Raw genomic sequence first — 25,678 nt, forward strand, 5'->3', positions numbered from 1 at the left:
ATACCAGCCGCCGTCCGCGACGCTGAGTGAGTAAGGGGAAGGGGATTCACATGGGCAGACCGGAAAAGCCCGTCAACACGTCCGGCGGCGTCGCCACCCAGTTCGCCCGGGAATTGCGCGAGCTGCGAGCACGAGCCGGAAACCCGACATACCGGGAAATGGCCCGGTCGGCGATGTACTCGTCGTCCGTGCTGTCGAGCGCCGCCAGCGGCAACAGGATGCCGTCCCTCCAGGTGACGCTCGCGTTCGTCGCGGCGTGCGGCGGCGACAACGAGGCGTGGCGGCGGCACTGGCACGTCGCCACGGGCGGTTATACCCAGCCCTCGATCGGGGGGCGCACCAGAAGACCGGCGCTGTTCCAGCGGCGCGGCGGCGTGCCGGCGCACCCGGCCCAGCTACCCCAGCGGCCACGGGGGTTCACCGGCCGCACGACCGAGCTGGCGTGGCTGCGTTCACCCGGCGACACCCCGATGGTCGTCAGCGGGCCGGCCGGGGTCGGCAAGAGCGATCTCGCGCTGTACTACGCCCATTCGGTCGCGCCCGACCTGACCGACGGGCAGCTCTACGCCGACCTCGGCGGCCTGCGCCACGGGGGCGGCGCGCCGGCCACGCCGGAAGCGGGCGACATCCTCGACGGCTTCCTGCGAGCGCTCGGCGTCGAGGACCTGTCCGGCAGCGTCGACCACCGCGCGGGCCTGTACCGCTCGCTCCTGGCCGACCGCCGGCTCCTGGTGCTGCTGGACAACGTCCAGGACGAGCAGCAGGTGCGCCCGCTGCTCGCCGAGACCACCACGAGCACCACGCTGCTGGTCAGCCGCAAACGGCTGCTGGGCCTGCGCGACGTCGACCGGCTGCAGGTGACCCCGCTCTCGCGCGGCGACTCGATCGCGATGATCACCGCGGCGCTCCCGCACCTCGCCGTCACCGCGGGGCCGGACTGCGCCCGGCTCGCCGAGCTGTGCGGGGACCTGCCGCTCGCGCTCGACCTGGCCATCCGCAAGATCGCCTCGCGACCGCACCTGACCCTGCGCCGCGTCGTCGAAGAATGGCGCCTGAACGACAACACCGTCGACTGGCTGAGCGTCGGGGACCTGTCCCTGCGGTACTCCCTGGAGTCCGCCTACCGCACCCTCAGCCCACCCGCCCGCGAACTGCTGCACCAGCTCGCCCGGACCCCGGCCGGCACGCCGGGCTCCCTGCCTCCGGGCGAAGACGAGCTGGCCGAGGAGATCGCCGACGCCGGCCTGCTCACCCACGCCGACCCGTACCTCGACGGCCGCGGCCTGCCGCCGCCCATGCGCGCTTTTGTGCTCAGCGCCATCGAGCAGCAGCACGGACACGACTACCGGGCCATGGCGGGCCCCGTGTCCGCCTGACGCGGCACCGGACGGCCCGGCAACGGCGCCCGCCGTCCTGTGACGCGCCTCCCGCCCCGGGGCCGGGGCACCCATCCGGTCGCGGGTAATCGCGCCGCGCGTCGGCATTCGCCGTACCTATACCACTTTGTCCCTCGTGCGCGCCCGCGGGAAGGCCGCATTGATTGTCCTTTCCGGACAACGCTCCCAGCCAAGTCCGCCATGGCCTGTAATCAGCGGGGAACCGGCGTTGCTTTCCACACGCCGACGCCGGCAGGACCTCGCACCGGGCCCGGCCCCTTCACGGCCTTTCCACGGAAGGACAAGGACATGCTCGACAACGGCATCCCCGTTCGGATCCCGGAGCCCGACAGGGCCGCCCGGGCCGCCGAGCTCCGCCGGCCGGCCGGTACCCCGATCCGCCCGCGCCGCCCGCCGGCGGGTGAACTTCCTGTCAGGGCGGCGAAGCGGACCGATTTCCGACCCTACAGGGCCTCTCTCGCGATGGCTGCTTCGATCATGCTGCTCGTCGCCGCGATCTGGGTGTCGGCCGTCGTGCACCCGAGCGCGGGGTGGCACGACATCGCGTTGTTCGCGCACCTGGCGTCCCTCGTCCTCGGTCTCGGCGCGGTCCTGGTCGCCGACTACTTCTTCGCCCTGTGGGTGCTCGGCCGCACGAGTTTCGCCGAGGCCGTCCGCAGCACGTCCCGGCTGCACCTGTTGGTGTGGGCCGGGTTGACCGGCCTGGTCGGCAGCGGCGCGCTGCTCGAACCGAACCTCCACGCGGGACCCACGGTGGTGAAACTGGTGCTGGTGGCCATTCTCACCGTCAACGGCGTCCAGGTCATGGTGCTGGGCAAGCGGATGGCCGACGTGGACGGCCCGGTGCCGCGGCGCCTGCTCGTCCGCGGCGGCCTGACCACGGCGATCTCGCAGCTGTGCTGGTGGGGCGCCGTCGTGATCGGGTTCCTGAACGCCAACCGCTGAGTCCCCCTTTCGTGTCCGCGCCCGGCGCGGCTCTTCGACCAAGATCGGGATCCGTCACGTGTTTTCCCCCCTTGCCGCCGCCGGCGCGGCGAAGCTGTCCGGATCTGGCCAGACCCGTGGCCACGCTCGCGGGCACTCTGATGACGCCGGGCCGGAGCGCGGAAATCCGGCCGGGGAAAGAATCGAATGGAGAAGTGATGATCACCAAACTGGTGCGCGCGGTGTCCTCGGCGATGCGGCCGGCCACCTCGGCCACGACGATCGCCCAGCGCCTCGACGCGGCCCGGGCGCAGCACCTCATGACGATCGAGCTGTTCCGCCTGCGCGGTCTGGGCTGACCCGCGCCGCTCGTTTCGCCGGCACCGGCCGGCCGCCTTCGGACGTCCACCGTCGTACGTCCGGACGCGGCGAACCCGCGGTACAGCAGCGATCCGGCCGGGCGCCCCCACCCGAGGGTGCCCCGCCCGTGTCCGTACCGCCCGCCCGACGAAACGAGTGACCATGACCAGCACCGTCCCCCGCGTTTCCCCGGCCCCCACCGAGGACGCCCCGATCGGCCACCGCCGGTTGCTGATGTGCGCCGCGGACTACTTCCGGATCGACTACGAGATCAACCCGTATATGCACGTCGGGGTCCAGCCCGACGTCGCGGCCGCGGTCGCCGAGCACGACCGCATCGTCGCGGCGCACCTGGCCGCCGGCCGCAAGGTGGAGTTCGTCGACGCCGACCCCGGCTGCCCCGACATGACGTACACGGCCAACGCGGCAGTAGTCCGCGGCGACCGCGCGGTGCTGGCCACCCTCCCGCCGGAGCGGGCCGCGGAGACGCCCCACCACCGGGCCTGGCTTGCGGAAAACGGGTTCGACGTCGCGGAGACGCCGTACGCCTTCAGCGGCCAGGGTGACGCCCTGGCCTGCGGCGACCTGCTGCTCGCCGCGCACGGGCAGCGCACCGACGTCCGGGCGCACCGGACGCTCGCGCGGCACCTCGGTTACGAGGTCGTCGGCCTCCGCACCACGAGCCCCCAGTGGTACGACCTCGACCTGGCCGTCGCGGTGATCCACCCCGGCCGGGTGCTGGCCTACAACCCGGAGGCACTCGACGCCCCGAGCCTGCGCACGCTGCGCGGGCTCGGCATGGACCTCATCGAGGTGGCCCCCGCCGAGGCCGCGGCGTTCGCGTTGAACCTGATCAGCGACGGCCGCACGGTCACCATGACCAGCGGCGCCCCCGGCCTGGCCGCCGACCTGCGGGCACTGGGCCTGACGGTGGTCGAGCTGGACACGACCGAGCTGCGCAAGGGCGGCGGCGGCATCCGCTGCACGGCCCTGACGCTCGACAACCCGGCCTGACGCCCGTGCCTGGCGAGCCGCGGGCTCGCCAGGCACGGCGGTTCACCTTCGCGAGCCGACACCCAGCCGGTCGAAGGTGAAGGGCCGCAGCGTGTCCGGGCGTTCGCCGTCGAGCGCCCACGTCGTCAGCGCTTCGCCGACGGCCGGGACGAGGGCGAAGCCGTGGCCGCTCCACCCGGTGCCGACGAACACGCGGTCGAAGCCGGGCACGGTGTCGACGACCGGGATGAGGTCGATCGTGCTGGTGTCGGCCCGGCCGGCGTCGACGGCGAGCACCTCGGCGCCGGCCAGGGCCGGGATCGTCGCGGCGACGTCGGCCAGGCTGGCGCGCAGGACGTCCGGATCGGGCCGGCCGACCCCGGTCCCGGGGTCCCAGCCGCCGGGACGGCCGCCGGACAGCATCACGTGCCCCTCGTCGGTCATCTTGACCGACAGCGAGCGCCGCGTGTGGCCGACCTGGTGGTTGAGCGAGAACCCCGGCGGCGGCGCCACGAACGTGACCTGGGTGGCCTTCTCCCACAGGGGGAGGCTCAGCCCGAAGGAGTCCGCGAGGAGCCGGGGCGTCGACCGGTTGGCCAGGACGATCACGCCTCGGGTCGCGCGCAGGGCGTCCCCCTCGGCCGGCCGCAGGACGACCGCACCGTCGGGCTGCGGCACCAGCTCGGTCACCTCGGTGTGCTCGAGAACGCGCGCCCCCAGTTCGCCGGCGGCCTTGGCGAACGCCCGGGTGGTCGCGGGGTGGTCGGCGGTGCCGTCCTCCGGGGTGAAGAGCGCGCACCGGATGTCCTCGGCGAGACCCGGCTGCCGCTCGTCCAGCTCCTCGCGCTCGACGACGCCGCACGGGATCCCGGCCGCCTGCTGGGCTTGCGCCCGGGCCGGCAGGCTCTGCCGGCCCGAAACGCCGGCGACCTCGACGTCGTAGAGGCTGAGCAGGCCGTTGCGCCGGTAGCCGGTCGGCGCGCCCAGCGCGGAATCCAGCTCCGGCCACAGGTCCAGGGCGCGCCGCGCCAACGGCAGCTCCCTCAGGTCCCGTCCCCCGGCGCGGACGCCCCGGCGCCCCGGGCCGCCCGAGGCGCCGGACGCGAGTTCGGCCGCCTCCAGCAGAACGACTTCCGCGCCGCGGCGGGCGAGGTGCCACGCGGTGGCGGCCCCCATGGCGCCGCCGCCGACGACGGCGTACTCGACGGAGCGCACGTGTGCTTCCTCCATTTCAGCCGACCCTTTCCAGGAACCGCCGGGTGCGGTCCTCGCGAGGGGAGTCGAGGACCTGGCCGGCGGGACCGCGTTCGACGATCCGGCCCTGGTCCATGACGACGATGGTGTCCGCGACCTGGCGGGCGAAGCCCATCTCGTGGGTGACGATGACCATGGTCAGGTCGTCCCGGGCCAGGTCGCGCAGGACGTCGAGGACCTCCCCCACGAGCTCGGGGTCCAGCGCGCTGGTGGGTTCGTCGAACAACATGAGCTTCGGCCGCATGCACAGGGCGCGGGCGATGGCGACGCGCTGCTGCTGCCCGCCGGACAGCTGCGCCGGGTAGCTCGCGTGCTTCTCGGCCAGGCCGACCTTGGCGAGCAGCTCTTCGGCCTGCCGCACCGCTTCGCGCCGGGGCACGCCGAGCACGCGGACCGGCGCCTCGATCAGGTTCTGCAGCACCGTGAGGTGGGAGAACAGGTTGAACTGCTGGAACACCATCCCGATGTCCCGCCGGGCCCGGCGGGCCTGCCGCGGCGAGGTCTCCTGGAGGTCGGTGCCGGCCCACCGGTAGCCGACCAGGCCGCCGTCCACGAGGATCGCCCCCGCCTGGATCTTCTCGAGGTTGTTGATGCAGCGCAGAAGCGTGCTCTTCCCGGAGCCCGACGGCCCGATCAGGCAGACGACCTCGCCGGGCCGGACGACCAGGTCGACGTCGTGGAGGACGTGGAGCGCGCCGTACAGCTTGTGCACGCTCCGGACCTCCACCGCGGGGACATCGGCAGCTGTGCTCACAGTCCCGCCTCCAAGGCCGTCCGGGAGAGTTTCCTTTCCGCGGCCGCGGAAAGGACCGCCTCGCCGCGGTTGAAGTACCGTTCGACGCGGCGCTGGGCGACGGTGAGCACCGCGGTGAGGACCAGGTACCAGAACGTCACGACCAGCAGCAGCGGGATCGTCTCGTAGGTGCGCGCGTAGATGATCTGCGCGCTGTAGAGCAGTTCGGGCATGGCGATCACGCTGACGATCGACGTCGTCTTCACGACGTTGACGAACTGGTTGGTCAGCGGCGGCACGATGGCCCGCATGGCTTGCGGCAGCACGATGCGGCGCAGGGCCAGCGTCCCCGGCATGCCGAGCGCCTCGGCCGCTTCGCGCTGACCGCGTCCCACCGAGATCAGGCCGGCGCGGAAGATCTCCGCGCAGTACGCCGCCTCGTGCAGGGTCAGCCCGATGATCGCGGCACCCGCGACCGTGATGACGGTGTTCGTGTCCAGCGCGAACAGGTCGGGCCCGGAGGGCACCCCGAGCGAGAGCTTCGGGTACAGCGCGGCCAGGTTGTAGAGCAGGAGCAACAGCACGAGCAGCGGAGTCGCGCGGAAGAACCAGATGTAGGCGCCCGCGGCCGTGGTGAGCACCTTGTTGGCCGACTGGCGCATCATGGCCAGGACGACCCCGGCGACGATCGACAGCACCATCGCCATCACCGCCAGCTCGACGGTGTGCCCCAGGCCGAGCAGGATCGACGGGCTGAAGAGGTAGTGCCCGAACGCCGGCCAGGAGAAGTTCTCGTTGGTGAAGGCCGAGGTGAGGACCAGCGCGACGAGCGCGGCGGCGAGCACGCCGGCGACCCACGTGCCGTACTTCTTCCGCCCGATTATCCGCACGGGAAACGCCGCGCCCGTTCCGGCGGTGTCGGTGACCATGCTCATGACCTGCCTTTCAGAATCTCGGTGCCGTCGAGGGAGTTCTCCTGCAGCCCCCACTTGGCCAGGATCGTGCGGTAGGTGCCGTCGGCCATCAGGCGCTGCACGGCTTCGTGGACCGCGCCGGTCAGCGGCGAGTCCCGGGCGAGCCCCAACGCCACGACGGCCCGCTTGTACCGCCCGGCCAGCCGGAACAGCGCCGGCGACTTGCTCGCGACGTACTGCGTCAGGGAGATCGAGAAGTACAGGACGTCGACGCGGTCGCTGCGCAGGGCGAGCACGGCGGCGCTGCCGTTCGGGAACAGGCTGAGCCGCCAAGCGGGCCGGCCCGCCTCGGCGCAGGTGCCGGTCGCCTCCTCCAGCTGGCTCTGCTGGACCGACCCGACCACCACGGCGACCGCGCGGCCGCACAGGTCCGCGTACGAGTTCACCGGGAAATCGGTGCTGCGCGAGGCGAGGAAGCCTTGCCCGCCGTTGTAGTAGGTGACGAAGTCGGCCCGCTTGCGCCGCTCGCCAGTGGGGCCGAGCGAGGCGAGCACCATGTCGTAACGCCCGGCGGCGAGGCCGGGCACGACGGCGTCGACGTTCGTCGGGACCGGGTCGGTGCCGACGCAGAACACGTCCGCGACGGCCTGGCTCATGTCGCGGTCGAAGCCGACGATCGTCGCGTCGTCCTCGGCGTAGTACGCCATGGGCGGCGTGTCCGGCACCATCGCGACCCGGAAGGCACCGCGCCGGCGGATCGGCTCGGGAAGGGCCGCGTTCACGGCCGGGTCGCAGCGGCCGTGCGGGCGGGCCACCAGCGCGGGATCCGCGGCGCCCGCCGTGCCGAGCCCGCAGCCGGCCAGGCCCGATCCCAGGAGCACCACCGCGGCCACCAGCCGTGGAGTTCGGTGCATGTCACTACCTCCGCCCGTCAGGGGTGTGTCGCGGAGCGACGTGATGTAGTGTGTACTTCATGAAATCCAGAATGTCTAGTGGTCACTAGATGGAGCCGACCCTCACGAAACGCATCGCCCAGGTCCGGGAGCAGCTCAGCGCCGGCGGGCTCCGGGTGGTGGACTTCTTCGCCGCCCACCCCGCCGAAGCGTCGGTCTTCTCGGCCCAGGAGATCGCCCGCCGCGCGGAAGTCAGCGACGCGACGGTCATCCGGACGGTCAAGCAGCTGGGTTTCGGCGGCCTCGGCGAACTGCGCCGCGCGGCCGCGGCCATGCTGAACCCCGTCCGCGACCCCGAGCAGACCCTCGCCGAGCACCTGACCCGGTCGGACGACAGCGGCCGGCTCCTGGCCAAGATCAGCCTGGACGCCGTCGAGCTCGTGCGCGCCCTCCCCCAGTCCGTCCCGGCGGAGACGTTCGAAGCCGCGGTCGGCATCCTCGCCGCGGCGTCGAACACGCTGGTGGTCGGCTACGGATCCGCGCTCCCGGTGGCCGAATCACTGTCACTCGGCCTCCGGCGCATCAGCCGGACCGCCAGTGCGACCGGCCTGACGGGCTACAACTTCGCCGACGAGCTCAGCCAGCTCAAGCCGACGTCCGCTTTGGTTCTCGTCGCACCGTTGCGGCACGTGCGCGAGCACGACGTGGCGATCAGCGAAGCCCTCCGGATCGGCTGCCCGATCGTCCTGATCACCGAGGTGCTGGCCAGCCACTTCGCGGACCGCGTGGAGACCGTGCTCGTCACCCCGTCGACGGAGAAGTTGTTGCCCAGCAACCTCATCGCGCACCTGCTGCTGGTGGACGCCCTGCTGCTGGCGGTTTCGGCGCTCGCCCCGGAGCGAGCACTGGACGGGTGGAAGACCACCAACCGGCTGCGCACCGAACTCGTCGAAGGCAGCCTCGACGTCCCGCTGACCCCGTCGATCGCCGCGAAGTTTCCGTTGCCGGGCAGCGCATCCGGCACTCCGCCGGTAGGGTGACGCTCTGTCAGCAGGCCTCGAGCGGCGGACACCACCGTCCGCCGCTCGAATCCGTGATCCCGGCACCCGCCCGTCCGGGAAATCGGCAGCTTTTCCGCGTTCGGCCGCTGTGATTCGTAGAAATCCGCGGCCCGCAGCCTTGATCAAATGAAGATCGTCGATCAAGAATACGCACCGCCATTGTGGTGAAATCCCGATTCAGGGGCACTCCGACGCATTGCCAGCTGATGCCGGGGTCCCTACAGTCACCTGCCTGACTCCGGGAATCATTAACACATCTTCTTCGGACTCGGTACATCAACCGTCACCTCCGTCAAGGAGCAGGCCTTGTTTGGAATCGCCAGGAGCAGCCGGGTCCGCGCCCGTCACGCCGCACTCGCTCTCGCGGCCGTCGCGGTCCTCGCAGCCGTCACCGGCTGCGGCGCACTCGGTACGGGCACCTCGAACGCTTCGTCGGGCGGCAGCGGCCCGGAAAAGCCGACGCTGAAGGTCTCCATCCTGCCCACCACGGACCTCGGGCCGTTCTGGCTGGCCCAGGACAGCGGCTACTTCAAGGCCGAAGGACTCAACGTCGACGCCGTGATCGCCTCCAGCGGCCAGGCCTCGCTGGCGAAAGCGATCTCCGGTGACGCCGACATCGCGTTCTCGACCTATCCCCCGTTCTTCACCGCGAAGAGCACCGGTGCCGCCGACATGGAACTGGTCGCCGACGCGACCTCGGTCAACGCGAAGTCCAATGCGATCGTCACGGTCCCGAATTCGCCGGTCAAAACGATTTTCGACCTGGCGGGCAGTAAGATCGCGATCACGGCCAAGAACACCGCGTCGGATCTTCTCACCCGCTCGGTGATGCAAGATCACGGCGTGAGTTACGACAAGGTCAAATGGGTGCAGATCCCGCTGCCGAACATCGCGTCCGCACTGCAGCAGGGCCAGGCCGACGCCGCGTACCTGCCGGAGCCCTACATCACGCAGGCCGCCAAGACGGCGGGCGCGATCCCGGTGGTCGACATCAACTCCGGCGCGACCCAGGGCTTCCCCCTGACCGGCTACGGCGCGACGAAGAAGTGGGTGCGGGACAACCCGAAGACCCTGGCCGCGTTCCAGCGCGCGATGCAGAAGGCCACCCACGAAGCCACGAACGACCGCGCCAAGGTCGAGCCGCTCCTGGTCCGCTTCGCCAAGATCGACGAAGACACGGCCAAGCTCCTCACACTGCCGGGCTACGGCTCGACCCTGGACGCGCGACGCCTGCAACGAGTCCCGGACCTCCTCCTGCAACTCGGCGCCATCCCGTCCCCGATCGATGTGAACTCGATGATCGGCCCCCAGACGGGCAAGTAACCTCCCGACGGCGACCGGAGACCCTCCGACACAGACCGCCGAAGCCCGCTGGTCGGTCCGGACCACCCGGCCCCTGGCCCGGACCGACCAGCGCCATCGACGAAGAACGACGCGGGTTCGCGAGCCTTCCGGCGGGTTCGGCGTCCGGTTTCTGACCGGGCGCGTCGTTCGCACCGCGAAGAGGCTGGAACCGTCCCAAATGGACCGAGGAGAATCAGGCCGCGCCGACCCCGTGCCGGGCAGTCACCCAAAGTTACAGGCAACGTCCGCCGATCGGACGCCGTATAGGGGGTGACGGAGTGAAGGGCGGTGTCGGGTGCACGATCGGGACCGGGAGTTCCGGGCGTACTTCGAGGCGCGGGCGGCCGTGGTGCGGCGGACCGCTTTCCTGCTGTGCGGTGACTGGCACTGGGCCGAGGACCTGGCGCAGAGCGCGCTGGCCAAGGTCTACCAGCACTGGGGGCGGCTGGACCGGAACGGGCAGGTCGACGCGTACGTGCGCAAGGTGCTCGTGCGGACCCTCATCGACGAGTCGCGACGGCGGAAGAGACGGCCGGAGACGGTCGTCGACGTCGTGCCCGAGATCGCCGGGACGGTGACGGGCCTCGAAGAGGCCATGGACGTCCGGCACGCGCTGGCGGCGCTGCCGCCGAAGCAGCGGGCCGCGGTCGTGCTGCGGTACTGGGAAGACCTGCCGGTCGCGGAGACGGCGGCGGCGTTGGGGTGCAGCGAAGGAACGGTCAAAAGCCAGGTGTCCAAAGCCTTGGGAGCGTTGCGGCGAACGCTGGCCGCGCGGCGGACCGCGGTGCGGGAGGGCTCGTGAGCGACGAGGTGCGAGACATGATCCGGTCGGCGCTCGCGGACGAACCGGCGCTCGGGCTGGAGTTCGACCAGGTCGTCGCGGACGGGCGCAGGCGCCGGACGCGGCAGCGGGTGGGCGCGCTGACGGTGACGGCGGCGGGGATCGTCACAGTCGTCGCGGCGGCCGCGACGCTGAGCGGGCTGCCGGACCGCACGCCCGCGCAACCCGCCGGCCCGGCGTCCACCGCCGCGCCGGCGAACCCGGGGTGTGTGCTGCCCGCCTCGGCGGACAGCTACCCCGACCAGCCGCGCGGCACCGCGAGCCCGGCCGAGCTGAGCGAGTCCGGCCGGCTGACCGAGGCGTTCCGGCAGCTCGCCCTGCCGCTGCCCGCCGGGGTCGAGGCGAGCCCGCGGCAGCTGTGCGTGATCCGGGACAGCTGGGGCGGCAGCTTCACGCTCACCGGTGACCGGACGGTCTCCGTCTACCTCCGGTCCCGCGGTGACCGGCCGCCGGGCGGGTGCGTGACCCACCAGGACACCGAGTGCTCGATCCGGGCCCTCCCGGACGGCTCGACCGCGCGCGTCACCGTGACCTCGCCGGCCGCCACGCAGGTCGACGTCGACGTGTGGCGCGTGGACGGCACGTACGTGAGGGTGCTGGAGATCGGCGGCCACGGCTCGAAGAAACGGGTACTCGGTGACGACGCGCTGATCACCATCGCGACGGCGCCGCAGCTCAAGGTCGACCTGAGCGGGCCGGCGGTGCCCTCGGCACCGTCCGACCGGCGCGCGGCCGAACTGGACGCCGTGATCGCCACGGCCCTGCCCGCCGGCATGACCACCAAGCCGGCACCGGGCGCCGACCGCGGCTGGCGGTTCCAGGTCAGCCAGGGCGGTTACAAGATCTCCACCACGCTCGTCGACGCCCAGGGCAAGGGCAGGGCGCTGGTCTACCTCGAGCCACCGGCCGAGGGCGCGGTGACGTGCGGCGACCAGCCGGGCTGCGAGCCGATCGACCTGGACGGCGGGCGCAAAGCCACGTTGACCACGACTCGGTCGCCGGGCGGGGTGACCGTTTTGGCGCTCGGCGCCAAGGCCGCCGACGGCACGTCGATCACCATCCGCACCTCCGACGACGCCGGGACGGGCGCCGACACCCGGACCCGCCCCACCCCGCCGTTGTCCAAGACGGACCTGGTGCGGATCGCCGAGCTGCCCGGCCTGCACTGGTGACCACGTCTCCGGGGGAGCCCACAGCTCCCCCGGAGTTCGGGGAGCTGTCCCGTCGAAGGTGCCGGAACACCGGCAGGTTCGGAGCACCACGTCGCCCACGCGCCGGCCGCGACATCGGGCGGCAGCTCGCTGGACGACGACCGCAGGGTGACGATGGTGGACCTCCGTCGGTGAGCGCCGGCATGAGTCCGCGCGCGGAAGCCGATGAGATCAGGGCACCTCCACGGCAACGAGTCAGCTCCAGCGCTGCCGGGCCGCGCGGCGACGCCTACTGTCACCTTCAGGAAGCCTGCCCACGACCTGGTCTTCGGCGCCCTCGCACCCCGATCACCGCGACGCCGGACGCATCGCCCCGAAGGAGCACCGCATGGACGAGAACCTGCTTGACGAGCGGGACGCCGCACGGCGAGTGGACGACGTCACCACCGCACTGGACCGCCTGGCCGGCACCTTCCAAGAGGAAGAGGAACTGCCGGTCGTCCTGCAACGGGTATGCCAGCAAGTCGTACACACCGTTCCGGACTCGGAACTCGCCAGCATCACCCTGCTACGCGACGGCACCCCCTACACGGCGACAGCCACCGGCGACAGCGCGTACCGCATCGACCAGGCCCAATACGACACCGGGCAAGGCCCCTGCCTCGAAGCCGCCCGGACCGGCGAACTCCAGCGGGTCAAAGTCGCCGAAGCGGCACAGCGATGGCCCGAGTTCGCCGCGGCCGCGGCCGAATCCGCGGTGCTCGGCTACCTCTCCGCCCCTTTGTTCATCGACCACGAATACCACGGCTCGCTCAACCTGTACGACACCGGCGGAAACAGCTTCAGCACCCTCGACGGAGCCCTGCTGGAGCTCTACACCACCGCCGCCGAAGCGGCCCTGCGCAGCACCCGCCGGCACCAGACCGCCCGCGAAACGATGGAACAGCTGCGCGCCGCACTGACCTCCCGCGCGGTGATCGACCAGGCGAAGGGCATCCTGATGGCCCTGCACCGCATCCCTTCCGACGACGCCTTCGCCCTGCTCGTCAAGGCATCACAAGAACAGAACGTGAAGCTGCGCGACGTCGCCCAGGACTTCGTCGCCGCGGCCCTGGCCGCCCCGGACCGGCCCTGAGCACCTGGTCGCTTTCCGTTCTCCCGCACCACGATCGTCTCGGCCTCGCCGGGGAGTCCACTGTGGAATAAGGGCTCGGCTTGCGCACTCTCCGGAACCAGGAGGTCACAATCAGGTGCGCGGCCGCGATGAGCCGGGACATCATCACGGAAATGTCGGTACCGGCGCGTAAGATTCGTCGTGGAGAGGTTCAACAGCCAGCTTCTCAGTCCGCCGGATGCGGCGCCGGCTCCGCCTCACGGGCCGGGCGCACGGAACTGACCTGCTGTTCTGGAGTTGACCCTCTTATGCCCTTCTCGTCTGGACTACCCGTCCCCGGCAGTCCCGCGTTCAGCATCGACACCGTCGACCGCGGTGAAGTGGTGATCATCCACGCGCGCGGCGAGCTGGACCTGGCCGCGGACCCGCTGCTCGGCGCGAGCCTGGCGCTGGCCGATGCCGCGGCCAAACCGGTCGTGGTCGATCTGACCGAGGTGACGTTCTGCGGCTCGTGCGTCCTCGGGCAGCTGCTGGCCGCCGGACGGCGGATCACCGGCGACGGCCGGCAGCTGCTGGTGGCCACCAGCCAGTACGTGGTGCTGCGACCGTTGACCCTGCTGCAGCTGGACCGCGACATCAAGATCATGCCGGACGTCGAGACAGCCGTGCGCCGGCTCACCCGCTCCGCCGCGGCGGACGCCACACCCGAGACGGCCTGAAGCCCGGCCGCGCACGCCGCCGATGACGATGGCGCCGGCTCGCTGCTGAACCGACGCCATCGACGAATCCCGCCAAGCACGGAGGGACTCAGAACCGCGAATACCCCGCTCTCGCGATCTCTGAACACGGATCGACACGCTCTCGGTCCGGGTTCGGAGATCACGACGATCTGCGCCGTTCACGGGCCTCGAGCCGGCCGGGCCCCGCACCGGCGTGATCACCACCGGCGCCACCCCGTAGCCGCATCGCGCGGGATCACCACGTCCGCTGCTGCGGCGCCGTCGCCGGGTGCGGGACCGGGAGGGAACGGCTCGCGCACCAGCGGCCCGTGCTCGGCAGCGCGGCCAGCACCGCGGCAGCCATCGCCGGGAGCACCATCACCGGCCCGAACACGAGGAACGTGACCGCGCCCCTCGCATCCCAGTCGAACCCGCCGTTGAGGATGAAGAAGATCAGCACGCTCACCGCCGCCTGGACCGCGACCAGCACCCCGCCGGCCAGGATCAGCCACCGTCCCGCACCCCGGCGCGCCACCAGCAATCCGGCACCCAGCCCCAGCACGCCGAGCTCGACGGCGCAGAAGAACGCGTACACGACCAACGCCCAATCGAACGCTTGATCGGGAACCGCGACGAGCAGGTACAGGTTCTGCCCGATCCCCCACAACGTCCACAGAGCACACACCAGAGCCAGGACCAGCGCGGCGATCGCCGTACCTCCGGCAGGCCGATCACCAGGTCGTCGAGTGTCGATCATGCGGCGACGGTATCCCACCCGGAACGCCCGCGTACCACGTTCGGCGCGATCACGGAGATCGTCGGCCGGGCGGCTGCAAGGGAACGAAGGAATCCAGGCCCAGCAAGACCAATTTCCGCCGGACGTAGCTCGAAGCCACGATCAGCAGGGCCTTGCCTTCCGCGGCACACCGTTCGACGAGAGCCAGCAGCGGGACCACGGCTTCCGGTGTCAGGAACGTCACCGCCGACAGGTCCAGTACGACGGCGGTGCCGGGCGGCACGGCCAACGCCGGGGCGAAAGTCCGTTCCGCCTCGTCGGTGCCCGCCAGCTCGGGCGCGGATCGGAGCGTGAGGACGTCCGCCGCGACGCCGGGCGCGGTGGACCGGTTCGACGAGGGGCCGCGTGTGCCCATCCGCCCACCTCACTCCGTCACCTGTCGCAGGGCCGTCCGCCCAGGTCATTCGGAGCGTGAACCCGTCCGGATTGCCGGCGTCGGCGGTGACGGCATCCGGACGGGTGCGGGGATGACCGGCGGACGTCAGCCCGTACCGGCCTGCCAGTAGTCGACCGCGCCCTGCAGGACGGTCCGGAAGAGGTGGAAGTTGACCGGCTTGTAGACGTAGCTGTCCGCCCCGAGGGCGTAGCAGCGTTCGATGTCGGCCGACGTGGTCGACGACGTGAAGACGATGATCGTCAGCCCGGCCAGGTCCGGGTTCGCGCGCAGGTCGGCCAGGACCTGGTAGCCGTCGCGGCCCGGCAGGTTGAGGTCCAGCAACAGGAGCCCGGGCCGGTCGGGGCCGGGGTCGGTGAGACGCGCGATCGCCGCGTCGCCGTCCGGGGCGAACTCCAGTTCCAGCTCCGGGTGGGTGCGGGTCAGCGCGCGCTGGATGGCTTCGCGGTCTTCGGCGCTGTCCTCGACCACCAGGACGAGCCGCTCGTCGGGGGTCATGCCGCCGCTCCCGTGTGCCGGATCGCCAGGACCGCGGCGTCGTCGCCGACCTGGAACCGGCCGCCGCCGGTGACGAGGGCTTCGAGCAGCTCCGGCAGCGGCAGGCCGCGCAGCCCGGCCAGCGTCGGCGCGAGGTCCGCCTCGAAGAACCGGCCCGCGTCGTCCCGGGCCTCGGTGAGCCCGTCGGTGTAGAGCACCAGCGTGTCCCCCGGGGTGAGCCGCTCGGTCGCCGCCCGCAGCCGCAGCTCCGGCAGGACGCCGACCAGCCGCCCCGAGCACGGCGGCTGCCCCACGGCCCCGTCCCGCCGCAGCACCAGCGGTGGTGGGTGCCCGGCGGTGAGCAGGGTCAGCCCGACGCCGGACGGCTCCGCGGGCTCGAAGGTCGCCGTCGCGAGGGTGAGGAACCGGCCGGGGTCGTTGCGCAGCAGCTTCGCGTTGAGCCCCACCAGCGCGTGCTCGGCGGAGCTGCCCTCCTCCAGCGCCGTCTCCAGGGTGTGGCGGGCCAGGCCGGTCAGCGCGGCCGCGGGCGCTCCGCGGCCGCAGACGTCCCCGATCAGCGCGGTGGCGCGGCCGTCGGGCTGCGGGACCAGGCCGTAGAAGTCGCCGCCGACCTCCAGGCTGTGGTCGGCGACGTTGTAGGTGGCGGCGAACTCCAGTCCCGGCACGTCCGGCAGCACCGCGGGCAGCAGGTGCTGCTGCAGGGAAAGGACGTCACGGCGCCGCCGCTCGTAGAGCGTGGCGTTGTCGATCGCCAAGGCCGCCCGCCCGGCCAGGTTGCGCAGGAAGGTCCGATCGGGGCGGCGCCGCGAGCCTTCGCGGTGGAAGAACGTCAGCAGGCCGACGTCGCGGCCGTGGGCCCGCAGCACGCTGATCGTCATCTGCGGCAGCCTGGCCTCCTCCGGCAGGCCCGAGGGCCGCGGGTGCTCGTCCCAGGACGCCGGGTCCGTGCCCCGGACGACCTGCTCGCCCGCCCACTGCCCGGCCCGCAGGGACGCGGCCAGGGTCGGCTCGCGGTGGGCGTCGACGTGGGCGAGGGCGATCGGCACCATCCGCCCGTCGCGGTGGACGTGGATCGCCGCGCCGTCGGCGAGGCCGGGCACCGCGATCCGGACCACGGCACGCAGCGTGTCGTCGATGTCGAGGGAGGCGCCCATCTGCAGCGACGCTTCGGCGAGGATCGCGTCCTGGGCCTGCAGGTCGTCCAGCTCGCGCAGCTGGCTGGCGTGCTGGTCGGTGGCCACGACGACCTCGGCGACCTGGTGCAGCGCGGCGACGACGGAGGCGTCCGCGGGCAGGCCAGCGGACGTGCCCAGCCCCAGCAGGCCCCGCTCCCCCGCCGCGACCCCGAAGTCCAGGACCAGGAACTCCGTCGCCCCGGCCGCCCGCAGCCGCTCGGCCAACGCCGGGGCGGCCTCGGCCACCTCGGCGAGTGAGTGCTCCCCGACGACCGGCTCTCCGGCCGGCGACCGGCCCGCCCGCCAGGCCCACACGTCCGCCACCAGGCCGGCGGGCTGGGTGCGAAGCCCGTCGTGGTCGGCCCAGCGTGTCACCGACGCGGTCCCGTCGGCGGCCAGGCGGGCCCCGAGCACCGCGCGGACCGCCGGCAGCGTGAGCAGGCCCGAGTAGAGCTCGTCGGACAGGCCCCTGGTGGTCACGGCCTCGAACGCGGCCCGCCACAGGGCGTGCAGCCGGGCCGTCCACGGGTCGTGGGGGGTGGTGGACACGTCGTACCGCTCCGCTCGTCGAGGTGCCGCGTTCGCGACGACGCCCACTGTAAGGTTCGGCTTCGGCCGTGGCCGGACACGACCGCACCGCACAGCACGAGGAGTGGCATGACCGACACCGGCGCGGCGTTCGACCCCGCCGAGCGCGACCGGGCGGCGGAAGCCGCGGCCGGACCGGCGTTCGACTTCTCCGTGTGCATGACCGAGCCGATCCACCGGCTCGGCGGCATCCAGTCCTACGGCGCCCTGCTGGCCGTGGCCGACGACGGCCGCGTCGAGGTCGCCAGCTCCACCACCACCCGGCTGCTCGGCCGCACCCCCGAGGAGCTGATCGGCACGCCGGTCGCGGACCTGCTCGGCGAAGACGGCGTCGCCGCGGTCCGCCAGACCCTCGACGCCCCGACCGGCGACCGCGGCCTGCTCGCCCTGCGCGTCCCCGAGGACGGGCCGGAGTTCGACGTCACCGTCTACCGCGCCGACGGCCGGCTCGTCCTGGAACTGGAGCCCGCGACCACGCACCGGCCGTTCCGGTTTTCGCAGTTCTACCCCTCGGTGCGCACCGCACTGACCCGGCTGCAGCACGGCCGCACGGTGGTCGACGTCTGCGCGGCCGCCGTCGCCGAGATCCGGGCGATCACCGGCTACGACCGGGTCGTCGCCTACCGCTTCGAAGGCCGGGCCGGACCCGGCGAAGTGATCGCCGAGGCGATCGCGGACGGCCTGGAGCCGTGGGTCGGGTTGTGGTTCCCGGCCACCGACATCCCGCCGCAGGCGCGCCGGCTCTACGAACGCAACTGGATCCGGGTGATCAACGACGTCGACGACGCGACCTCCGCCCTCCACCCGCAGGCCCTGCCCGGCAGCAGCGAGCCGCTGGACCTGTCCGACTCGACGTTGCGCACCGTGTCGTCGTTCCACCTCGAGTACCTGCGCAACATCGGCGTGGGCTCGTCGATGTCGGTGTCCCTGCTGCACGAGGGCGCCCTGTGGGGCCTGATCGCCTGCCACGGCATGGCACCCCGGCGGCTGGATCCGGAAGTGCGCGCGGCGTGCGAGTTCTTCGGCGTCACCCTTTCGCTGCAGCTCGCGGCGCTGCAGGAGGCCGAGACGGCCCGTGCGCGCCAGGAGACCCGGACGGCGCTGTCCGAGTTGGTCAGCACGCTCGAGACGGATCCCGCGCGGTCCCTGCCCGGCAGCGGCGGGCTGCTCGCCGAGCTGGTCCGCTCCGACGCCGTCGTGCTCCGGCTCGACGGCGTCGCCTCGACCATGGCCGGCGAGGTCGAGCCGGCCGCGCTGACGGCGTTGTGGCCGGCGCTGCCGGACCTCACCGCGGGTGCGGTCTGGGCCAGCGAGTGCCTGACCGAGCACGCGCCCGCGCTCGCCCCGCACGCCGACGACCTGAGCGGAGTGCTGGTGCTGGCCCTCGGTGACGGTGATCTGGTCGCCTGGACCCGGCGCGAACGCCGCGCCGACCGGACCTGGGCCGCCGACCCCGCCCAGCCGGTGCAGCTCGGCCCGCACGGCGAACGGCTCACCCCGCGCGGCTCGTCCGCCGTCTACCGGGCCGTGGTCCGCGGACACAGCCTGCCGTGGACCGCCGCCGACGAGGCCGTCGCGGCGGACCTGGGCCGGGCCATGACCACGATCACCCTGCGGCAGGCAGCCCACCTCGCCGGGCTGAACACCCAGCTGCGGCGGGCCAACCAGGACCTCGACACCTTCGCCCACGCCGCGGCGCACGAGATGAAGGAACCGCTGCGCGGCATCGCCGCCACCGTCGCCTTCATCGGCGAGGACGCCGGCGAAACCCTCGACGCGACCACCCTGCGCCGGCTGGAGACCGTCGAAAGCCTGGCCAACCGGATGGACGAGCTCGTCAACTCCCTGCTGCACTTCGCCCAGCTCGGCCAGGCCGACCTGCGGCGGGAACCGGTCAGCCTGCACACCGCGACCACCCGTGCGCTGGAGATCGCCGGCGCCCGGCTGGCGGAAAACGACGTCCGGCCGACGCTGCCCGACGCCGGCGTCACGGTGGACGCCGATCCCGCCCGGCTCGAAGAGATCCTGGTCAACCTCCTGGTGAACGCGGCGAAGTACGCACGCGCCGGGAACCCACGCACGGTCGAAGTCGGGCTGCGCCCCGCGGACACCGACCGCGCGCCCGCGGTGTTCGTGCGGGACAACGGAATCGGCATCCCCGAGGTCCACCAGCAGGACGTCCTGCGCCTGTTCCGCCGCCTGCACGCCCGCGACGCCTACGGCGGCGGCCACGGCGCGGGCCTCGCGATCGTCGACCGCATCGTCCAGCGCCACGGCGGCCGTCTCTGGCTGGACTCGGTCCCCGGCGAAGGCACCACCGTGTGGTTCACCCTGGAAGCCGACCCCGGACCGCAGAGCTGACACCGGCTCCCAGACGGAACGACATCCGCGAGGACATCTCGCCGACGAGCTCGACGTCCGGCTCGGAGACCGGGAAATGACGGCCGCGACCGCCGGGGGCGGCCACCCGGAAGACACGTGTCTCGCTGAGGTAGCGCCGGCCGCCGAGGGGGTCGGCGCTACCTCAGTTCGTCAGGCGAGCGGGCCGTACAGGCTGTTGCCCGGTGCCTCGGCGTCGGTGCTGGTGAAGTACTGCCGGGTGGCGGCCGAGATCTCGTCGCGCGAGAGGTAACCGCTGCCGTCGGTGTCGAGCAGGCCGAACGTGTACTCCGCATCGGTCTCCGGGGTGCCGTAGCCGACCTGCAGGCGCACCCACTCCGGCCGGCTCAGCTGCCCGTCGCCGTCGGCGTCACCCATCGCCAGCAGGGCGTCGATCGCCGGCTGGAACAGGTCCTGGTAGCGGTCCTCGTCGGCGAACACCGTCATGCCGCCGGTGAACTCCTCGCGCGACACCCGCCCGTCGCCATCGGTGTCGAGGTTGCCCACCAAGGATTCCCAGACCCGCTGGAAGCCCGAGGTGACGGCCTGTGCCGCGGGCGTCTCGGTGGCGTACCCGAACGCCGCGGCCACCTGCGCGCCACGCTGCACGAAGTCCTCGTGCTCGATGAAGCCGTTGCCGTCGGCGTCGAAGTGCCGGAAGAAGTTCGACCACTTGCGTTCGAGGAGGTCCTGGGACATGGAGGTCCTTTCGTCGGGAAGAGCTGGCGCGTCACGGTAATCGGGGGGCACCGACCCTGGACGAGAACGGTGATCGCCACTCTCCGCAACAAAACGGTGCGTCATTTCACGCCGGACTGCCCGATGGGGAAAGGAACCGACGCGACCGGCTGACGGCCCTTGTCCCCGGTGTGGTCCGTCGTGGGTGTCCGGGTGGCAGATCCCGCAGGTCTCCAGCCGCACCGGCGGCTGCCGCGGGCCGGGCTCCGGGACGGGACCTCCCGCAGTTGCGGCGGGGACGAGAAGTCGGTGACGACGGCTGCCTTCACGCTCACTCCGTTGAGGACGGTGGAGTCGAGCACGACCGCTGCGGTCACCGGTCACGAACCGGCGGGACTTCGGTCATCCCGCCGGGGACGGCTTACGTGGAGCCATTCCTGCTGCCAGGCGGCAAGACGGACCCGGTCCAGCAGGAGGACCGCACCGCGATAGGCCAGCCACAGGAGGAAAATCACCGCCGCGCAGCTGCCCGCCGCGATCGCCGCCGCGTCGACGGCCGCCGCGAACGGGGTGAGGGGACGCTCGACCGGCGCTCCCGCGGCGTCCAGCCAGATCGGCACCACGCTGCCCGCCACCGTTCCCGCCAGGGCGTCGACCTCGCCGGTGTGCCGTTGGCCCTCGCGCGTCACCCAGGTCGCCCTCGCCGGCCCGGGCTCCCCCACCGTGCCGCTGCGGCCGACCGTGCCGGGCGCGGGCCCGTCGCTCAGCAGCACCGCCGTCGTGGCATAGCGCGAGGCCGCCTGCTCACCGGACCGGGCCGTCTCACTCGCGTGCATCCCGATCCCGAGCAGGACCGCGCCCGCCGCGGCCGCGAGCGACAGCAGGAGCAGCAGGTGCCGCAGTGCGGCCTGGATCCGGTCCGGACGCCGGGCCACCGTGTCGCGGCCCGGCAGACGCGTGTGCCGCATTCTGCTGAACCGCGTGGACGTGAGCATCACTTCCGCCTCCCTGTTCGCCCCGAACGCCGGGTGCGATCAGGATCGCCGAGAAGGGGACCGCGTCGGAGAGCATTAGGTACCGCGGTAGGGGGCAATCGGTCCCCGGCGTTCAGGACCGGCGCACAACCTCTTCGACCGCCCGGCGCGGTCCGGCCAGGTCGATGTCGGTGCTGTAGCCGACGCGCATGAGGACCTGCGGGAACCCGCTCAGCGTCAGGTCCACGCACAGAGCGGAACGGGCCGGTTCGAGGTGCAGCGGTTGTGTGAGCACGGCGGCCGACAGCCCGACGTCGACAGCGGTCAGCCAGGCCCGCTCCATCGCGTACCCGGCCCGGAGGTGGTCGAGGCGCGTGTCGTCGGCGGTGACGAAGACGAACAGGGACTCCGTGGCCAGCCGCGCTTCGACGTCGGCGGGTTCGGGGAGTTCCGTGGCGCTGCGGACCAGGCCGGCCCACGGGACCGACCCGGCCGGGACCCGGCTGGCGGGCAAGCCCACGCCGTACCGGTGGGACCGCTCGTCGCGGATCGTCCACAGGGACAGCTCCCGCTGGTAGCCGCCGTCGCTCCGGTACTGCTCCGCGGCGAAGCGCAGAACGCGCGCCACCTGCGCGACCTCCCGGCCGGGGCTGACCAGCCGGGCCTCGACGCCCGGCGCCGCCCCCGTTTCGCCGATCCGCCGCAGCGCGGCGGCCGGGACCGGGGCGTCCTCGAAGGGGGCGCGATGGCTGGCCCGGCGGGCGATCGCGCCGTAGCGGTGCAGTTCCGCGCCGGTCGGCGGCGAGGCGGCCGTGGCGGCGATGCGGGCCACGACGTCCGGGCGGGCCGGGTCGGGCAGGAACTCGACGTCCGCGGCCCGGCCGAGGGTCCGGACGGCGATCTCGAGGTTGGCGACAGCGGCGCCGCACGACGCGGCGCGGTCGCGGCCGAGCGGGTCGTGGTGCGGCAGGCGCAGTTCGGTGCGCTCGCGCACCAGGAGCTCGTCCGGGCCGACGTCGAGCAGCCACGGCTGGAGGTTGTGCACCGACGGCGCGCTCATCAGCGACCGCGCCAGCACTTCGGTCTCGGCCTTCGTCCAGTCCTCGGTCATCACGTTCCCTCCACTGTGGACGAACGGTCAGCCCACCTGGTGCAGGAACGACGCGCCGGTCGTCCACGAGTCCCGGCGGTACCGCGCCAAGCGGGAAAGCAGGCCGCCTCCGCCGTCACGCAGGTCAGGCGGAACAGGAGCGGCGAACGGGCCGCCGAAGGACCGGGCCGCGGCCACGAACCCGCGGACGCGGGGCGGCTCGGGGACGAGCTCGACCCCGAGGTAGGCGAGCACCAGCAGGTCCTCGCCGGAGTGGGTCTCCACCCCGAACGACCACCCGTGCCGCTCTTCCCACAGGAGCGCGACGTCCCGGCCCGGGTAGCGGGTCAGCCGTCCGTCGAGGGCGATGTAAGCCGACACGGGCACATCGACGTCCAGCGTGCAGGACTCGTCGCCCACCCCCACCGCGGCGCCGACCGCGGTGAGGTAGCCGGTCAGCCCGCGCAGCAGTCCGTGTTCACGGTCGATTCCGGTCAGCAGGGGAATCACCTTCCCGTCGGTCCGGTCCGGCCGGCCTTCACGTCGGTGCGGGCCGGCCGTCTCCCGACGCTAGCTGTGGCGGCCGGAACGCGCTGTCGGCCTTCGTCCCCTCGGCGAGGGACTTTGGTCCCCGCAGCCCAAGGCGTGCGCCGGCGCAAGGTGGCCGCGCCCAGCAGCAGGGCCGGCACGGCGCAGCCGGCGATGATCGCGATGGTGCGGACCAGCGTGCCGTCGATCGCCGCCGAGCGGGTCACGTGACTTCCGCCGCGAAGCCGGGGACCTAACGCCCTTCGCCGCGCTCGGCCGGCGGCAGATCCTCGGAGCATGGACGCACCTTGGGCCGCTGTGCACGAGACCCACATCGGCGTCGTCTTCCTCCTCGGAGACCTCGCCTACAAGCTCAAGAAGCCGGTCGACCTCGGTTTTCTCGACTTCTCCGCACGCGAGACCCGCGAACGCGTGTGCCACCGCGAGGTGGAACTCAACCGGCGGCTCGCGCCCGACGTCTACCTCGGCGTCTCCGACGTCACCGGACCCGACGGCGTCGTGTGCGACCACCTGATCGTCATGCGCCGGATGCCGGAGGACCGCCGCCTCTCCACGCTCGTCCGGCGAGGCGTGCCTCTGCACACGACGATCCGGCGGCTGGCCCGGCAGCTCGCCGGCTTCCACGCCCGTGCCGACCGCGGACCCGCGATCGACGCCGACGAGACCCGCGACGCCGTCCGGGCCCGCTGGCGCGACAGCTTCGAGCAGGTCCGGCCCTTCCACGGCACGGTGCTCGACGCGGCCACGGCGATCGAGATCGAAGCGCTGGCCGAGGACTTCCTCGCCGGCCGGAAGGCTTTGTTCGACCGGCGGATCGCCGAGGGGCACGTCGTCGACGGGCACGGTGACCTGCTGGCCGACGACATCTTCTGCCTCGACGACGGCCCGCGCGTGCTCGACTGCCTGGAGTTCGACGACCACCTGCGCCACGTCGACGTGCTCGACGACGTCGCCTTCCTCGCGATGGACCTCGAACGGCTCGGCGCCCCGGAACTGGCCGACCAGCTCGTGGCCGACTGCCGCGAGTTCGCCGGCGACCCCGCTCCCCCGGCGCTGCTGCACCACTACCTGGCCTACCGCGCGTTCGTCCGGGTCAAGGTCGCCTGCCTGCGCTCCGCCCAAGGTGACGCCGAGGCCGCCGAGCTGGCTCGCGAGTACGCCGGTGTCGCGTTGCGGCACCTGCGGCTCGGCCGGGTCCGGCTGGTCCTCGTCGGCGGCGCACCCGGCACCGGCAAGTCCACGATCGCCGGCGGGCTGGCCGACTGGCTCGGCGCCACGCTGCTGCAGTCGGACCGGCTGCGCAAGGAACTCGCCGGGGTCGACCCGGCACCGCGATCCGCTGAGCCCTACCGGCAGGGCCTCTACGACGCCACCCACACGGAAACGACCTACGCCGAGCTCGTGCGCCGCGCGGGCGTGCTGCTGGCGCTGGGCGAGACCGTCGTGCTGGACGCGTCGTGGTCCTTCGCCCGGCACCGCCGGCTCGCCGACGACGTCGCGGAGCTCGCGACCAGCCCGGTCGTGGCCGTGTGCTGCGAGGTGCCGGAAGCCGTTGCGGCACAACGGATCGAGACCCGGCGGGCCGCGCTGTCGGACGCCACCCCGGAGATCGCGCACCGGCTGGCCGCCGACGCCGACCCGTGGCCCGAGGCGCACCCGCTGACCACCACCGGGACCCCGCGGGAGTCGATCGCCCGGGCGGTGGGGTGTCTGGCGCCCGAGCACCGAAAGTCCCCCGCCCAGAGGCACTCCGGCCCTCCCGGTGCGGACGGCGCCGGTGCGAGGGTCGAACAGCCAGAGCAACCCGACACCGATCGCGAGGCAGGCCGATGATGGACCGAGGGTTCCCGGACGAGTTCACGGTGAAGACCGCGGTGGCGATGGCGGTCCGCGCGCCGTCCGTGCACAACTCCCAGCCGTGGTTCTGGCGAATCGGCCACAGCTCGCTGCACCTCTACGCCGATCCGGCCCGGCAGCTGCGCGAAACCGACCCGGACGGGCGTGACCTGCTGCTCAGTTGCGGCGCGGCGTTGCACCACCTCCGTGTCGGCTTCGCCGCCCTCGGCTGGACCGCCGAGGTGCACCGGCTGCCCAACCCGGACGAACCGGACCACCTCGCGGCCGTCACCTTCCACCAGCACGAGCCGTCCCAGGACGAGGTCGCGATGGCCGCGGCCATCCCTCGACGACGCACCGACCGGCGCCGCCACAGCTCGTGGACCGTGCCGCGGGGGCACGTCGAAGCGATGGCCCGAGCAGCGGCGCCCGAGGGCACGGTGCTGTGGGCGGCCGGGAACTCGGCCCGCTACCACCTCGCGACCGCGATCGAAGAGGCGTCCCGGCGCCACGCCGGGGACCCCGCCTACCGCACCGAACTCGCGGCCTGGAGCGGGCGCCACGTCGCACCCGACGGCGTCCCGTCGCGCAACACCCCGGCACCGGACGACACCCCGGGCGCGCTGCGGGCGCGGGCGTTCGCCGACCCGACGCTGACCCAGCCGGCCGACGCCAAGGCCGAGGACGACGAGACCGTGCTCCTGGTGCTCAGCACCGCCTCCGACGACCGGATGTCGCGGCTGCGCGCGGGCGAGGCGACGAGCGCGGTCCTGCTGACCGCCGCCGCCTTCGGGCTGTCCTCCTGCCCGCTCACCGAGCCGCTGGAGATCGCCGACGTCCGCGAGTCCGTCACCGAGAAGGTCACCGGCGGCTCGTACCCGCAGATGGTGCTGCGCATCGGCTGGGCGCCGGCCAACGCCGACCCGCTGCCGGCGACACCGCGGCGCGACCTCGCCGACGTCTTCCAGCCGCTGGAAGCCCCGCCGCAGCACCAGTTCCGCTACCAGAGCCACTAGAAGGGAA

26 protein-coding genes are annotated in these 25,678 nt (G+C 72.5%); 14 read left to right on the forward strand and 12 right to left on the reverse strand.

The genetic code is table 11. The features are described from left to right. The first annotated feature begins 50 nt into the window (after window positions 1-50). From OG494_RS19600 to OG494_RS19615, 4 genes are all read left to right on the forward strand, one after another. Entirely contained in the window at window positions 51-1,376 is a 1,326-nt protein-coding gene (locus OG494_RS19600) for a helix-turn-helix domain-containing protein (RefSeq protein WP_328457732.1), read from the forward strand. Between the two features lie 483 nt (window positions 1,377-1,859). Further along, window positions 1,860-2,342: a hypothetical protein gene (locus tag OG494_RS19605; protein ID WP_328457734.1), complete on the forward strand. Its 483-nt coding sequence runs from the start codon at window positions 1,860-1,862 to the stop codon at window positions 2,340-2,342. A 197-nt stretch (window positions 2,343-2,539) separates the two neighbouring features. Next, entirely contained in the window at window positions 2,540-2,680 is a 141-nt protein-coding gene (locus tag OG494_RS19610) for a hypothetical protein (RefSeq protein WP_247049491.1), read from the forward strand. 163 nt (window positions 2,681-2,843) lie between these two features. Further along, a complete protein-coding gene (locus tag OG494_RS19615; protein ID WP_328457736.1) occupies window positions 2,844-3,695 on the forward strand; it encodes a dimethylarginine dimethylaminohydrolase family protein in 852 nt (283 codons plus the stop codon). 42 nt (window positions 3,696-3,737) lie between these two features. On the opposite strand, the gene OG494_RS19620 is transcribed toward OG494_RS19615, so the two are convergent. From OG494_RS19620 to OG494_RS19635, 4 genes are read right to left on the reverse strand one after another with little or no spacing between them, the layout of a single operon-like run. After that, on the reverse strand, window positions 3,738-4,904 hold the full coding sequence (locus tag OG494_RS19620) for an NAD(P)/FAD-dependent oxidoreductase (protein WP_328457738.1): 1,167 nt from the start codon (window positions 4,902-4,904) through the stop codon (window positions 3,738-3,740). 1 nt (window position 4,905) lies between these two features. After that, window positions 4,906-5,682, reverse strand: coding sequence for an amino acid ABC transporter ATP-binding protein (locus OG494_RS19625; protein WP_328457740.1), 777 nt, complete (start codon window positions 5,680-5,682; stop codon window positions 4,906-4,908). Beyond that, a complete protein-coding gene (locus tag OG494_RS19630) occupies window positions 5,679-6,590 on the reverse strand; it encodes an amino acid ABC transporter permease (RefSeq protein WP_328457742.1) in 912 nt (303 codons plus the stop codon). Before OG494_RS19630 ends, OG494_RS19625 begins: the two co-directional genes overlap by 4 nt. A 2-nt stretch (window positions 6,591-6,592) precedes the next feature. Beyond that, window positions 6,593-7,489, reverse strand: coding sequence for an ABC transporter substrate-binding protein (locus OG494_RS19635; protein ID WP_328457744.1), 897 nt, complete (start codon window positions 7,487-7,489; stop codon window positions 6,593-6,595). Window positions 7,490-7,578: 89 nt separating this feature from the next. Here OG494_RS19635 and OG494_RS19640 point away from each other — a divergent pair, with 89 nt between their 5' ends. From OG494_RS19640 to OG494_RS19665, 6 genes are all read left to right on the forward strand, one after another. Next, window positions 7,579-8,508: a MurR/RpiR family transcriptional regulator gene (locus OG494_RS19640; RefSeq protein WP_328457746.1), complete on the forward strand. Its 930-nt coding sequence runs from the start codon at window positions 7,579-7,581 to the stop codon at window positions 8,506-8,508. 327 nt (window positions 8,509-8,835) lie between these two features. Continuing rightward, window positions 8,836-9,852 (forward strand): ABC transporter substrate-binding protein, encoded by a 1,017-nt coding sequence (locus tag OG494_RS19645; protein WP_328457748.1) that lies wholly within the window; start codon window positions 8,836-8,838, stop codon window positions 9,850-9,852. A 316-nt stretch (window positions 9,853-10,168) separates the two neighbouring features. Beyond that, window positions 10,169-10,675, forward strand: a complete 507-nt coding sequence (locus OG494_RS19650; protein ID WP_328457750.1) for a SigE family RNA polymerase sigma factor — start codon at window positions 10,169-10,171, stop codon at window positions 10,673-10,675. Next, window positions 10,672-11,886: a hypothetical protein gene (locus OG494_RS19655; RefSeq protein ID WP_328457752.1), complete on the forward strand. Its 1,215-nt coding sequence runs from the start codon at window positions 10,672-10,674 to the stop codon at window positions 11,884-11,886. The genes OG494_RS19650 and OG494_RS19655 overlap by 4 nt, the downstream gene beginning before the upstream one ends. A 367-nt stretch (window positions 11,887-12,253) precedes the next feature. Further along, the gene (locus OG494_RS19660) at window positions 12,254-13,000 is read left to right on the forward strand and encodes an ANTAR domain-containing response regulator (protein WP_328457754.1); all 747 of its coding nucleotides are present in this window, start codon (window positions 12,254-12,256) and stop codon (window positions 12,998-13,000) included. Window positions 13,001-13,287: 287 nt separating this feature from the next. Beyond that, window positions 13,288-13,698 (forward strand): STAS domain-containing protein, encoded by a 411-nt coding sequence (locus tag OG494_RS19665; protein WP_328457756.1) that lies wholly within the window; start codon window positions 13,288-13,290, stop codon window positions 13,696-13,698. Window positions 13,699-13,954: 256 nt separating this feature from the next. Here OG494_RS19665 and OG494_RS19670 read toward each other — a convergent pair whose 3' ends face one another. From OG494_RS19670 to OG494_RS19685, 4 genes are all read right to left on the reverse strand, one after another. Continuing rightward, the gene (locus OG494_RS19670; protein WP_328457758.1) at window positions 13,955-14,455 is read right to left on the reverse strand and encodes a hypothetical protein; all 501 of its coding nucleotides are present in this window, start codon (window positions 14,453-14,455) and stop codon (window positions 13,955-13,957) included. A gap of 49 nt (window positions 14,456-14,504) precedes the next feature. Continuing rightward, the gene (locus OG494_RS19675; protein WP_328457760.1) at window positions 14,505-14,849 is read right to left on the reverse strand and encodes an STAS domain-containing protein; all 345 of its coding nucleotides are present in this window, start codon (window positions 14,847-14,849) and stop codon (window positions 14,505-14,507) included. 126 nt (window positions 14,850-14,975) lie between these two features. Then, complete coding sequence (locus OG494_RS19680) at window positions 14,976-15,386, reverse strand: response regulator (protein WP_328457762.1); 411 nt, start codon at window positions 15,384-15,386, stop codon at window positions 14,976-14,978. Then, on the reverse strand, window positions 15,383-17,110 hold the full coding sequence (locus tag OG494_RS19685; RefSeq protein ID WP_328457765.1) for a PP2C family protein-serine/threonine phosphatase: 1,728 nt from the start codon (window positions 17,108-17,110) through the stop codon (window positions 15,383-15,385). The genes OG494_RS19680 and OG494_RS19685 overlap by 4 nt, the downstream gene beginning before the upstream one ends. 108 nt (window positions 17,111-17,218) lie before the next feature. Here OG494_RS19685 and OG494_RS19690 point away from each other — a divergent pair, with 108 nt between their 5' ends. Next, window positions 17,219-19,510: an ATP-binding protein gene (locus OG494_RS19690; protein WP_328457767.1), complete on the forward strand. Its 2,292-nt coding sequence runs from the start codon at window positions 17,219-17,221 to the stop codon at window positions 19,508-19,510. A gap of 171 nt (window positions 19,511-19,681) precedes the next feature. On the opposite strand, the gene OG494_RS19695 is transcribed toward OG494_RS19690, so the two are convergent. The 4 genes from OG494_RS19695 to OG494_RS19710 all read right to left on the reverse strand — a co-directional run bounded on the left by OG494_RS19695 (window position 19,682) and on the right by OG494_RS19710 (window position 22,780). Continuing rightward, window positions 19,682-20,227, reverse strand: a complete 546-nt coding sequence (locus OG494_RS19695) for an EF-hand domain-containing protein (RefSeq protein ID WP_328457769.1) — start codon at window positions 20,225-20,227, stop codon at window positions 19,682-19,684. Window positions 20,228-20,586: 359 nt separating this feature from the next. Beyond that, complete coding sequence (locus OG494_RS19700; RefSeq protein WP_328457771.1) at window positions 20,587-21,174, reverse strand: Rv1733c family protein; 588 nt, start codon at window positions 21,172-21,174, stop codon at window positions 20,587-20,589. A 139-nt stretch (window positions 21,175-21,313) separates the two neighbouring features. After that, window positions 21,314-22,291 carry an Acg family FMN-binding oxidoreductase gene (locus tag OG494_RS19705; RefSeq protein ID WP_328457773.1) on the reverse strand — a complete coding sequence of 326 codons (978 nt, stop codon included), beginning with the start codon at window positions 22,289-22,291 and terminating at the stop codon, window positions 21,314-21,316. A 27-nt stretch (window positions 22,292-22,318) separates the two neighbouring features. Then, window positions 22,319-22,780: a DUF6292 family protein gene (locus OG494_RS19710; RefSeq protein WP_328457775.1), complete on the reverse strand. Its 462-nt coding sequence runs from the start codon at window positions 22,778-22,780 to the stop codon at window positions 22,319-22,321. A 114-nt stretch (window positions 22,781-22,894) separates the two neighbouring features. On the opposite strand from OG494_RS19710, the gene OG494_RS19715 reads away from it, so the two are divergent. The 3 genes from OG494_RS19715 (at window position 22,895) to OG494_RS19725 (ending at window position 25,671) form a co-directional block, all read left to right on the forward strand. Then, window positions 22,895-23,029: a hypothetical protein gene (locus OG494_RS19715; RefSeq protein WP_328457777.1), complete on the forward strand. Its 135-nt coding sequence runs from the start codon at window positions 22,895-22,897 to the stop codon at window positions 23,027-23,029. A gap of 66 nt (window positions 23,030-23,095) precedes the next feature. Beyond that, a complete protein-coding gene (locus OG494_RS19720; RefSeq protein ID WP_328457779.1) occupies window positions 23,096-24,652 on the forward strand; it encodes a bifunctional aminoglycoside phosphotransferase/ATP-binding protein in 1,557 nt (518 codons plus the stop codon). Next, a complete protein-coding gene (locus tag OG494_RS19725; RefSeq protein WP_328458978.1) occupies window positions 24,652-25,671 on the forward strand; it encodes an Acg family FMN-binding oxidoreductase in 1,020 nt (339 codons plus the stop codon). Before OG494_RS19720 ends, OG494_RS19725 begins: the two co-directional genes overlap by 1 nt. Window positions 25,672-25,678: the final 7 nt, after the last annotated feature.

The sequence above is a fragment of the Amycolatopsis sp. NBC_00438 genome, assembly GCF_036026695.1.
Classification (GTDB): Bacteria; Actinomycetota; Actinomycetes; order Mycobacteriales; family Pseudonocardiaceae; genus Amycolatopsis.